Genomic DNA, 13131 nt, shown 5'->3' on the forward strand with positions numbered 1-13131 from the left:
AAAACAAGAACTATCATGAAGCATATTTTAAACTTTACAATGCTATTAGTCTTGGGACTCGGTCAAAAAGGACAGTCACAATCACTGAACTATAACAATCAGTTGCCAGAAGATAACTCTATAACAAAAGGAGTGTTGCCCAATGGTATGACCTATTACATAAAAAGCACTGATGTCGTTAAGGATGCAGCTAGTTATTACATCATACAAAATGTAGGGTCTATTTTAGAGAATGATGACCAGCAAGGATTGGCACATTTTTTAGAACACATGGCATTTAACGGAACTAAAAATTTCCCTGGTAAAGGTATTTTGAACACACTCCAAAAACACGGGGCAGTATTTGGAAAGGACATTAATGCTTATACCAGTTTTGATGAAACCGTTTACAACTTAAGTAATATTCCAACCAAGGATGGATTGGTGGACACTTGCCTAACGGTTTTAAAGGATTGGTCTAATTATTTATTGTTAACCGATGAAGAGATTGATGCGGAGCGTGGTGTGATTAAAGAAGAGTGGCGTACCCGTCAAAATGGTCAAATGCGTTTAAATAAAAAATCATTGCCAATCGCCTACAACCATTCAAAGTATGCCGATCGCTTGCCAATTGGGTTGATGTCCATAGTAGAAAATTTTGAATACAAGGCCCTTCGCGATTTTTATCATGATTGGTATAGAACCGATTTACAGGCCATAGCTGTAATAGGGGATGTCAATGTAGACGAAGTTGAAAAGAAAATAATAGAAAAATTCTCGGAAATTCCAGCTGTTGAAAACCCAAGGGAACGTTTTGTTGTGGATATTCCAGAGAATGATGGAATGCTTTTTAATTTGGGAATGGATCCTGAGGTTTCATCTGCGTCTATTAGTTTTGGTATCCGTCATAAAAAATCTGTAGAGTCAAATACAATAGCAGATTTAAAACAACAATTGCTGGAATCCATGACTATAAATATGTTGTCGGCAAGAATCTCAGAAGTGTCACAAAAGCCAGAAGCCACTTTTTTAGGAGCAGGGGTAACTTATGGTTCTATGTCTAGAACTTCAAATGTTTTTGGCATGTCTGTTTACCCTAAGGAAAATAAACAAAAGGAAGCATATAAAGACGTTTTGACCGAAGTTGTTAGAGCCGTAAAATTTGGATATACCCAACCCGAAATCGATAGAATGTTAGCACAGATAAAAAGTGCTTATGAAAATCAAATCGCTAAAAAAGATGATATAAGCCACAGTAGCATAGAACGGTCCATTCAAAGTAATTATTTAGAAAATAAATCTATTACCGATGTAGAAAAAGAATATGACATAGTTAAACGGTTACTTTCTGGGATTACATCGGGTGAACTGCATCAAACCATTAAAGAGCTGTACGCAAAAAAGAATAGATATTTAAACGTAACAGGTGTAGAAAAGCAAGATAACTTAACAGAAGGGCAGGCACACCAAATCATTTCCGAAGTAGAAAGCGATACGAGTTTAAAACCATATTCAGAAGATTTAAAAGGAAAAACTTTGGTGTCTGGGATAACTATTAAAGATGGAATAATTTCAGAGGGAATAACGGATGCAGCGTTAGGCTCTACCTCATTTGTATTAAGCAATGGCGTAAAAGTACACTATAAATTTGTTGATAAAGATAAAGATAGGGTGTCTTTATATGCAGCAAGTTACGGTGGGAAATCACTTCTAAGTGATGAAGATTTGCCTTCTGCCGATTTATTGGAGAATTTAATATCTATGTCTGGGCTGGGTGATTTTTCTGCAACAGATTTAAGGAAAATATTAGCGGGAAAAACCGCTAATGTTGGGATTGAGTTAGGCGATATTTCAGAGAGCCTTTCGGGTACTTCAAATAGAAAAGATGTAGAAACTATGTTACAAATGGTGCATTTGTATTTTGTAAAACCCCGTTTTGATAAGCAAGCTTTTCAGGTCTTAAATAGTAATATCAGTAACTATATAGCACGGAGAAGTCAAAATATAAACGAAAAAATGAAGGATAGCCTAACAATTACGCTATATGGCAAGAATAACCCTAAAAGGTTGCTGTTCAATCAAGATTTTGCAGATAAAATTTCGTTTGAAAACATCGAAAGGATTTACAAGGAACGTTTTTCAGATGCATCAGATTTTGAGTTTTTTATTGTGGGAGATGTAGAAGCAGAACAATTAAAACCGCTTTTAGGAAAATATTTAGCAAGCATACCTACAAATAATACTCAAGAAAAATTTAAAGATAATGAACCTGAATGGGTTTCAAAAAATATAGATAAGGATATTTATATTGAAATGGAAGACCCCAAAGCTTCTGTAAATATTTCCTATAAAAAAGAAATACCATATTCAATAGAAAACAGTATTTATACTAGTGCATTGGGAGATATTTTACAATTGCGAGTCACAGAAACTGTTAGGGAAGAAGCTGGAGGAGCCTATAGCCCAAGAGCATCAGCAAGCTTATCGCGTAAACCAAAACCAATGGCTTATATTAATTTTAGTTTTGACTGTAACCCGGATTTAGCAGATAAATTAACAGAGACAGTCAATAACGAACTACAAAAGATAGTTGATGGAAATATAAAGGAAGAAGACTTAAATAAAGTGCGAATTAATTTTCTTAAAGAACGCGAGCAGTTCAAAAATAGAAATAGTTATGAGATGCAACTACTCACTAATTTTTTCAGAAACGATTATAATATGGATAAACCAGAAAATTTCGAAAATATTGTAAACAACATAACCATACAAAACATTCAAGGCCTGGCAGCCGATATTTTAAATGGAGCCATGAACTATGAAATTGTATTTAAACCTTTAAAACAATAAAAATGTAGTATTAAAGAAGGGAAATGGAAAGTTAGTATTTTCTTTTGATTTAATTAAGTCTGGATATTCCCTATATAGTTGTTCGATATAATCAAAATGTGCTATAAAATAACATACTGCTAAAACTTTCTTCATGTTATTTTTTTTGAATTAGTCATTCAAGTATTGAGCATTATTTTGAGTTTAGTGCACGACATCCTTGGTAGTGAATTGGGTGTCGTGCTTTTTTTATAAATCAAAGAGAAAATTTCAATATTTGGTAATGATTTAAATTAATGGGTGGTACTTTTAAAAACCATAAAGTATTCAACTTTAAGTGTTAGTAGAAAAAATAAAATGGAGGTAGGTTTCTAGGGATGCTTGTTTAGGACTAAAACCTTTGATAAATGTTCAGATGGAAACATAATGGTGCAGATTAATCGGCAAACCTACTTTTGAACCTAAAAGTATGGGTAACTGTATCGTTTTTATCTCCAAATAAAATGCATTATCGCCCTTAGTGCATTTAGAAAAAGTTGTGCATACTGCAAAATAGAAGTACATTGTAGTAACCACAAAACAATATAAATGAGCGACTTTGAGGCAAATTACGAGAAAATTTTGGAAGTATTAAATGAAGTCGAACCAAAATCTAATTTTTGGCATCCAATCCGATTGCCCAAATTGACCGACAAAGAGCTAATATCCATAAGCTTAACATCAGAATATATGAGGATTGACAGAGAGTACCAACTTTTCAGGACACTTCCTTATATACTGTTGTCAAGGATAAAACGTAGCATTTACAATCGAAGAAGACGAAAATTCTTGCCGTTTATAGAACGGATAAGAGAAAGATTATCGGATAGGTTTAATGAATTTGAAGATTGTTTTATTGTGGATAGTTTGCAAGCTCTCCAGAAGCTCACGTTCAAAAATATGTAAGGAAAATTCTAGGGTCATTTCCGACCAAGGCTACTGCGCTTGACAATCATCCAGATATTATGGCTATAAATTAGATGGCGTATGTTCTGTTAGGGGTATTTTTAAAGGCTTGGACATTAGTCTAGCTTCCGTTCATGATATTAATTATTTAAAGGACATCCAACAGCAGCTTAAGGATTGTACCATAATTGGGGCTAGAGGCTATTTATCAAGTGAATATCAACTTAACCTATTTGAAAAAGCAATATTAGACATAATTATTAATCAAAGTTATAAAATGCACAATGTATCTTAAAAATTAAGCAAGCAATTATTTGGCTTTCAGATTTCGTTACTTCCATTTGAGCACCTTTTAACCAAACATACTCATCTTGTTTACAGGAAGAAAATAAAATAATAACTTAATTCATATATTTACTGCTTAATTTGTTGGTAAAACAATGTCCTTAAGCTCTCAAAAGTTAATAATTAATATTAAGAATGGAGATTCTAATGCATATAAAGAGTTATTCGATGCTTTTTATGAGAGTCTTTATGCTTTTTCTTTTAATTATGTTAAGGATACATATGTTGCAGAAGAGATTACTGAAAATGTCATGTTAACTATTTGGGAGAAACGAGATAATTTAGATCCAGATAAAAGCATTAAGTCTTATTTGTATACATCGGTACGTAATGCTTCGTTTGATTATTTAAAGAAAAAAAATAAAATGATTCCTTTAGATATCGATTTGCATGATACTTCTTTTAGTTATGAGCAGCAAATTATAAAAGAAGAGACACATAAATTATTAATACAAGCCCTTAATTCGTTACCAAATAAATGCAAGCAAGTGTTTGAGATGTGTTGTATAGAGGGCCTTAAATATAAAGAGGTTGCTGAAAGACTTCAAATAAGTGTTAATACCGTTAAATCCCAACGATCTAGAGCGATAGAATTGTTGAAAGAGGATTTAAAAAATTCTCAGCACTTTATCTTTTTTGTTGATTTATTTCTAACAAAAAGATAATAATCAAATAATTTTTACACCCATTTTATCCTTTTATCAGTATTATATGTAAACACCTCGTTAAGGAGTTGTTAACTGATAAAGTTATGAATGAAAATCTTACACCATTTAATATATCTAAATTAATATATAAATCGGTTATTAAGTCAATTACCAAAGAAGAAGAAAAAGAACTTCAAAAGTGGTTGGACAATGAAACCAATAACCAATTTTATTTAAAAATACTTCAGAAAGAAGAAATTAAAAAAACCAAAGCCATATATAAGAATTCAAATAAGAATGAAGTTTACAAAAGGATTACTGAAGAAATAGAAGCCAAGAAGAAAACAAAAGTAATTCGGTTAAAATATTTCAGGATTTTAAAGTATGCTGCAATTTTAGTTGTTTTTCTTTCAGTTGGTTTAGGAGTGTATTTTAATACTATTAAAAATGAAAACAGTATTAGTAATATTATAGTAAATGATATTAAGCCAGGATATCAAAAAGCAACCCTTGTTTTATCGGATGGGACAGTTGTGGATCTTGAATCAAGAACTAATGAGCTGATCGTTAAAGGTGATGATGTTTCAATAACAAATAATAACAATGTTCTAGTTTATGATACCTCATCTGAGGATATAGATAACACCAATAAAATCCCTGTTTTTAATACATTATTCGTTCCCATAGGAGGAATATATCAAGTGAAATTACCAGACGGTACCAATGTTTGGTTGAATTCTGCATCATCAATTAAATATCCAGAGAAATTTACAGGAACTAATAGGGTTGTTACACTTACGGGCGAAGCTTATTTTGAAGTATCTAAAAATGCACAGCATCCATTTATAGTAAAAACTGATTATGGTGATGTTACCGTTTTAGGAACCCACTTTAATATAAGTGCATATAATGATGATGCTTACTTTGCAACCACACTGCTTGAAGGAAAAGTAAAGGTTGAAGAAACAAAATCAAATCAAGAAAGAAATGCCTCACTTGTTTATTTAAACCCAGGTGAACAAGCTTTTTTCGGAAAAAACAAGGTATTATCTGTTATAAAGGTAGATGCTAAGGTGTATAGTGCATGGAAAGAAGGTACTTTTTATTTTGACAATGAAACCCTTGGAGACATTTTACAAAAAATGTCACGCTGGTATAATTTTAAAGTATCTTTTAAAGATGACTCTTTAAAAACCAAAGTATTTAAAGGTGTTGCCTTAAAAAATAAGCCTTTAAGCTATTTGTTAGATATTATTAGTGAAACAGCAAATATAAATTATGAAATAACTAAAAAAGAAGATACTTATGAGGTGAACATATTCTAAAAAAATACCGAAAAATGCGCCAACATTTCCCGGTACAAAAAGCGCTTAGTCGTCTAACTACAACAAAAATTAATTAAAAAACCAAACATTCAAATGTATGAAAAATAAATTATGTGTACTTCCCTATGGAAAAGAAACTAATTGGAAGAATCAACTTCTTGAGGTAATGAGAAAATCTTTAATACTTTTTATAATATTTATCAATGTAACCGCATTTGGCTTTTCGCAAAAGGTAACATTGAATATGAAGAATACGTCAATACATGAAGTTTTAAGCACTTTGACAAACAAGACTGGAGTGGATTTTTTTTATAACTATGATGTTTTTGATGCTGAAAAATTAGTTGATATCAATGTTGAAAATCTTGACTTGTTACAGGTTGTTTCTCAAATAGCTGGAAATAAGTACCAAGTTAAATTTGTAGATAATAAATTAATGGTTATCGTTCCAGTTTCAAAATTAAATCAACAACAAGAATACGAGTTAAGTGGTATTGTAACAGACGCGTTAGGCAATCCATTGGAAGGTGTAACTGTGCTTGACAAATCCAAACAACGTTGGGATATCACAAGGGAAAAAGGGGATTTTAGGATAAGTGTATTTGCAAGTGACACGATTACATTTTCTTTTTTAGGATATAAAACGCTCAATATACCCGTTAATGGAAGAAAAAATATTAAGGTTAACATGACCGAGGCTTTAACCGAACTTAGTGAAGTTGAGATTGTAGCTTCTAATGGTTATACGGCAATTCCTAAAGAGCGTGCGACGGGTGCATTTGATGTAATAAGCCCTAAAAGTATAAGAGAGACACCGACTATAGATCTTAATGCACGTTTAGAAGGTGAAATTCCAGGTGTAAATGTTGATGTAAAAACGGGCACTATCGCTATACGCGGTACCAATAATTATTCTGGAACACGACCTCTAGTGGTTGTTGATGGGTTTCCAATGTCTGATAATGATTTTAGATTTAGTAAAGGAAGAGCTTTTCAAGGCGCATCAGTTTTAAGTTATTTAAATCCAGACGATATTGAGAGTATTACAGTACTTAAAGATATAGCTGCAGCTGCCATATGGGGTTCGAGAGGAGCTAATGGTGTTATAGTTATAACAACTAAAAGTGGTAAAAAATCTGCAGAGCCTAGTATTAGTTTTTCGTCAACAACGACAATTGGGAATAAAATAAGCTTAGATAAGCTTAGGCAAATGTCTACGGCTGAATATGTGGATTTTGAAAAAGAATTAGTAAACAATGGGTTTTTAGTAGATAACAGTTCCAATTGGCAATCTAAAAATCCAAGCGAAGTTCAAGAAATCATGTTTAAAGCGCAACGTGGTGAAATTTCTCTCGCTCAGCAAGATGCCATGTTAGGGGATATTTCAAATAGAAGTAATTTAAATCAAATAAATAAATATTTATTGCGTAACTCGATCTCCCAACAATATGATTTTTCTATCTCGGGAGGCAATGACTTGAATACCTATTATATATCAGCAGGATATAATAAAGATGATGCTGTTATGAAAGCTAATAATTCCAATTCATATTTTGTTACCGTTAATAATAGCACAAAATTAAAATCTTTTTTAAAACTAGAAACAGGTGTTAATTATGTGAAATCTAATTATAACGAAAATGGTACAGCAAACGAAGCATTGTCTAATGTGTCTTCGTCTTCATTACGACCATACGATTTGATTGCAGATGCAAATGGACAGGGTATTGATAAATATTTAATGTTTAGACCAGAAGTTATACAAGACTTAGAATCGTCAGGGTATTTACCATGGACATACAATTATTTAGATCAACTTAATTACTCTACTACAAACACAAAAGGAGCTAATGTTCGGTTAAATGCAACATTAACAGCAACTATAACCGATTGGTTAAATGTAGAAGCATCTGGCATGTATAATTCCATTAAAAATAATCTTAGTGCCTTAAATGAGCTAGATAGTTATTATGCCAGAAACATGATTAATGAAGCAACCAGTATTAATTCAAATCAGAAACTTGTATATGGAGTTCCTGTAGGAGCATATCTTTATACAAGTTATTCACAGAATAGTAACCAAAGTATGCGTGTACAGCTTAATATAAATAAAAACTTTCACAATATACATGATATAAACTTTTTAGCAGGTGCAGAGATTAGAGAAGAACACAGTGAAGGTAGCTCACGAGTATTTTATGGATATGACACAGATACTAATATTGGACAAAGTATAAATCCAACAGAGTATTATACTACCATTTATGGGTGGCAAACTTTTATAGGGAGTTCAAATAATAGTATTTCAAAAGCCAGGAGTAGGTATGTGTCTTATTATGGTTTAGGTAGTTATTCATATAATAACAAATATTTTGTATCAGGAAGTATTAGGTTAGACGATTACAATCTTTTAGGAGCTTCTCGTAAGAACCGTGCAATGCCATTTTGGTCTACAGGATTTAGATGGGATATAGCTAAAGAACATTTTTTAAATAATGTATCGTGGTTAAATTTATTAAGTGCAAGGGTAAGTTATGGTATAGGAGGAAGTACACCAACAGACGGTTTTGGAAGTCTTAAACCAATTATTAGTGTGGGTGGTGCTGATTATAATACACAATTACCTATAACTAGTATTTTGCTGCCTGAGAATTCAAAAATTAAATGGGAAACTACAAAGTCATGGAATTTTGGTTTGGATTTTGGTTTGTTTAATAATAGATTAAATGGTGATTTTAACTTGTATTATAAAAAATCAGAAGATATTTTAGTTAACTTACCATATAATGCAACTTATGGTTGGTCTTATTTATATTTTAATACAGCTAACTTAAAGGGAAGAGGTTTAGAACTAGGTTTAACAGGTCTTATTTTTAAGGGAGATTTTCAATGGAAAAGTACCTTTAATTTCTCTTATAACACCAACAAGGTTACAGATTCTAGGTTTGAAGCCAAAACAACAAATGATTATTTATCAGGAAGACAAGTAACAGGAAAAACACTTTCTGGTGTATATGCGTATAAATGGGCGGGTTTAGATGCTAATGGGCAGTCTCAAATTTATTCAAGTACTGGCGAAATTATTGATTCCAATACATCAATAAATGATATAAAACCAGAAGACTTAAAATACATGGGAACAACTCAAGCTCCTTATTTTGGAGGCTTTTTCAATGATTTTTCATATAAAAACTTTAATTTGGGGATAAGAGTTTCTTATTATGCTGGTCATGTCTTTAAAAATATAGTCTTACAAAACTATCCTTCTTATCAAGGTGTTTATTATGGAAATAGTTTAAGTAAAGAAGCCATTGTAGCAAATAGGTGGAGAGCTTCTGGGGATGAAGCAACTACCAATGTTCCTGGGTTGGCAAATATTAATTACAACAGTTTAAGTAGATTCCAAAATGCCGATATTAATGTTTTGCCAGCCGATAATATTAGATTGCAACAAGTATCACTTGGTTATGATTTTCCTAGTAAATGGCTTAAACAAACATTCTTTAAGTCTATGAATATTTCATTTTTGGCAAGAAATCTGGGTCTGTTATGGCGTAAAAATAAAGAAGGTATAGATCCTCAATATTTATCAACTAATAATTACAATACACTGCCACCGGAACGCAATTATACATTGCAATTTAATTTAGGGTTTTAATCTGTAAACATTAAAAAGAAATCAAATGAAAATAATAAAATATATTACGTTTATTACAGGAATGTTATGCTGTTTAAATTCTTGTAGAGATTATGTGGAAATTGAGCCAGAAGGTAATAGTAGAGTGTTAAAGTATACCTCAGATTATAGAGGACTTGCCAATGATTACGGTACTTTGGAAAATGTAGGGGGTATGTATATTATTGCCGATGATGACACAGAGTTTAATGAAGATTACCAGACTAAAATTTCAGATATTTGGAGCAACTGTTATACTTGGCAACCTACAATTTTTAATGAAAGCCAAGGTGATTCAGATTGGATAAACTTGTATAAAACTATATATCATGCAAATGTTATGATTGATGGTGTGATGAGTAGCCAAAAAGGGACAACAGCTGAAAAAGAAGAAATTATAGCAGAAGCTTATGTGCATAGAGCTTTTTCATATTTGCAATTAGTAAACATATATGGACCACAATACAATGGTACCTTATCAGCAAATGAAAAGGCGGTTCCTTTATTGTTAACACCAAGCTTGTATAGCTCTTTAGAACGCGCTACCGTAAATGAAGTTTACAATCAAATTATTGCAGATTTATCAAATGCGCTTTCTTATAACATTCAAGATTTACCGGAGTTTAATACGTTGCCTTCTAAAGCAGCAGTTTATGCGATTTTGGCAAGAACCTATTTGTATATGAGTGAATATGGTTTAGCCTTAGAAAGTGCAGAAAATGCATTAGATTTACAAAGTAGTCTTATTGACTTAGGAGCCATTCGCTCAAATCCTTATGGATATCCTGTTTTATTAGATAATCCAGAAATTATTTTTAGTAAAAAAATATTGTATGGCTATAACGGAGCTCCTATTTCAGAAGACTTATTAAATAGTTTTGAAGAACATGATGCACGGTATGATGTATATACAGCTAGTGGTACAAATTTTTACCCAACCTTTACAGGTAGAGGTTATGGGGTAAATGTATATAGTTATTCAAACGGAATTAACGTAGGGGTTTCTGTTCCAGAAATGTACTTGATTGCCGCAGAATGTCATGCTAGATTAGCGGATGGCGATTTAAACATAGCGTTACAAGATTTGAATACCGTTAGAGCTAAAAGATTTGATGCAGGTTCAGACTTCATGTTAAGTGCGAATACAAAACAAGAAGCTCTTGATTTAGTACTTGAAGAGCGACGTAAAGAGTTTGTAGGCAGAGGGCTTAGATGGTTCGACCAAAAAAGATTAAACCTAGAAGACCGATATAAAAAAACAATAACCCGCGATTTTAAAGGGACAACTTACACATTAGAACCGGGAAGTGAAGGTTACGTTTTTCCGATTTTTCAAAATTACATCGATCTTAATCCAGAATTAGGAGACTAAAAATAAAGCTATCTAAATGTACAATAATTTTAAGTTCATCATTACCATGATGCTGTGTTTTTATGCTAATCATTTTCAAGCACAAACCACAGAAAATCAATCAAGATTGCAAGGAATAGAAAATCCTGTGATTACAGAAACAACAATACATTTTACATATAATCCAGAAGGAGGGCCATTAGAAGGATTAGCTAAAATAGAAGGTGTTGTGTACCTTTTCAAGGATTATAAATGGGAGATAGCAGATGTAAAACTTAATAAAAACAATACAGTTTGGGATGGTGAGTTCACCATCCCAAAGAATTGTGCTTTTCTAGCATTTAAGTTTTTATCAAATACAGATCAAGGTATTGTAACAGACACTAATGTCGATGCAGGTTTTATATATGCACCTCTAAATAAAGAGGGAGGAAAAAGTCCAGGAAGTGATCTTGCTTGGGGAACTTTTAGAAATGCTAAATTCAACCAAGAATTTGGTAATTACTTTAAAGACTTCACAATTTCTGATGAAGCTTCAGAGTTTTGGATAAAAAAGGAAATAAAAGACCATGCAGATAAATTTCCATTTTTTATTGCTACTTACATAAAGTTAGCCGAAATAAGAAAGCCAGATGATTATGTACCTTTAGGGAATAGTCTTTTAACACGCTTTTTAAAAGACTATCCAAATTTGAGTGAATCGCAATACATTGACGTTAAAAATCTATTTGCATTTACATTGAAAAACCAACATGTTTCAGATAGTTTACAAGAGATAATTATTAATAAATTCCCAAAGGGTATTGAGAAAAGATTTTTAGAATATCAAAAACTTAACACCATTACAAATGTTAGTGAAAAAGTAGTATCAATTCAAAAATTTTTAGCAAACTTTCCTTGTAATGAAAGCGTTCCTGAAGATCAAAATTATATTTATAATAAAATTTATCAAGATTTATTTTCAATTTATTTTGAAGCTAAAGCATATAATGAAATAGAGGCTATTATACCCAATATGACTTTTTATAGTCTTAACGATAGCTATCATAATAATATCTCAAAAGCATTTCATTTTAAAACGGTTGATTCAAGAATACTTTTAAAGCTTTCTAAGTTGATGATAAATCAAATGATGAATAAAACTGAAGACTTATCATATATGAGTGGTCTGTATTGGTCTCCTAATCAAGCAAAACAAAATGCTGTATATCAGTTAGATCTTAAATTAAATACGCATATAAAATTATTATATGCAGAAGGAGAGTATAGTGATGCCTTAACGTTTTTTGATGTTTTTTCTAGTGATGCTCAGTATAGCAACTCCGCGACAAATGAACTCAATATGTTTATTGCCGAGAAGTTAAATGAGCCCACATTACCCATTTTAAAAAAATCTGCTTCAAAAAATGCGCTTACTCCATTGATGATAGAAAGATTAAAAGAACAGTATATCAAATCGGGGCATAAAGAGGATGGTTTTGATCTTTATTTGGAAGGGTTAAAAACAAAGAATGTTTTTGATATTTCAGAAAGCTTAAAATCTCGTTTAATAAATATAGCCTGTCCAAAGTTTACCTTAGAAGACAGTAAGAGAAACCCTGTAGAGATTTCAGCAAACCAGAACGAAATTTTAGTTGTGGATTTTTGGGCAACGTGGTGTGGGCCGTGTAAAAAATCTTTTCCAGGTATGAAAATGACTGTTGATAAATTTAAAAACGATCCTAATGTCCGTTTTTATTTTATTTCCACAATGGAAACAAGAGAAGGTTATATTGAAGAAGCAGAGGCTTATATGAAAGAGAAAGCGTATCATTTTAATCTTTTGTACGATCTCAAGCCTACGGAAAATCACACTAATAATGCGACGTTTAAAAACTTTGCATCTATTTTTAATTCTTCTGGTATTCCTAGAAAAGTAGTGGTTAAAAATGGAAGAATTAGATACACATCCGAGGGCTATAGCGGTAATCCTTCTGAATTATCAGATGAGTTAAATGCTGTGATAGAAATTTTAAAAGCTGAAAATAACTAATG

6 protein-coding genes and 1 pseudogene are annotated in these 13131 nt (G+C 31.9%); all 7 read left to right on the top strand.

What is annotated here, in order from left to right:
* Nucleotides 1-15 precede the first annotated feature (15 nt).
* The 7 genes and pseudogenes from DKT72_RS15000 (at nucleotide 16) to DKT72_RS15030 (ending at nucleotide 13129) form a co-directional block, all read left to right on the top strand.
* Nucleotides 16-2829 carry a M16 family metallopeptidase gene (locus DKT72_RS15000; protein ID WP_111309631.1) on the top strand — a complete coding sequence of 938 codons (2814 nt, stop codon included), beginning with the start codon at nucleotides 16-18 and terminating at the stop codon, nucleotides 2827-2829.
* Nucleotides 2830-3396: 567 nt separating this feature from the next.
* Nucleotides 3397-3991 (top strand): annotated as a pseudogene (locus tag DKT72_RS18885) (transposase); the annotation flags it as partial.
* Between the two features lie 202 nt (nucleotides 3992-4193).
* A complete protein-coding gene (locus DKT72_RS15010; protein ID WP_111309563.1) occupies nucleotides 4194-4763 on the top strand; it encodes an RNA polymerase sigma factor in 570 nt (189 codons plus the stop codon).
* Between the two features lie 86 nt (nucleotides 4764-4849).
* A complete protein-coding gene (locus DKT72_RS15015; protein ID WP_111309564.1) occupies nucleotides 4850-6070 on the top strand; it encodes a FecR family protein in 1221 nt (406 codons plus the stop codon).
* A 97-nt stretch (nucleotides 6071-6167) separates the two neighbouring features.
* The gene (locus DKT72_RS15020; RefSeq protein ID WP_111309565.1) at nucleotides 6168-9728 is read left to right on the top strand and encodes a SusC/RagA family TonB-linked outer membrane protein; all 3561 of its coding nucleotides are present in this window, start codon (nucleotides 6168-6170) and stop codon (nucleotides 9726-9728) included.
* A 25-nt stretch (nucleotides 9729-9753) separates the two neighbouring features.
* Complete coding sequence (locus DKT72_RS15025; RefSeq protein ID WP_111309566.1) at nucleotides 9754-11118, top strand: RagB/SusD family nutrient uptake outer membrane protein; 1365 nt, start codon at nucleotides 9754-9756, stop codon at nucleotides 11116-11118.
* A gap of 16 nt (nucleotides 11119-11134) precedes the next feature.
* Nucleotides 11135-13129 (top strand): TlpA family protein disulfide reductase, encoded by a 1995-nt coding sequence (locus DKT72_RS15030; RefSeq protein WP_111309567.1) that lies wholly within the window; start codon nucleotides 11135-11137, stop codon nucleotides 13127-13129.
* Nucleotides 13130-13131 lie beyond the last annotated feature (2 nt).

The organism is Confluentibacter sediminis (genome assembly GCF_003258355.1).
GTDB classification, from domain to species: Bacteria; Bacteroidota; Bacteroidia; order Flavobacteriales; family Flavobacteriaceae; genus Confluentibacter; species Confluentibacter sediminis.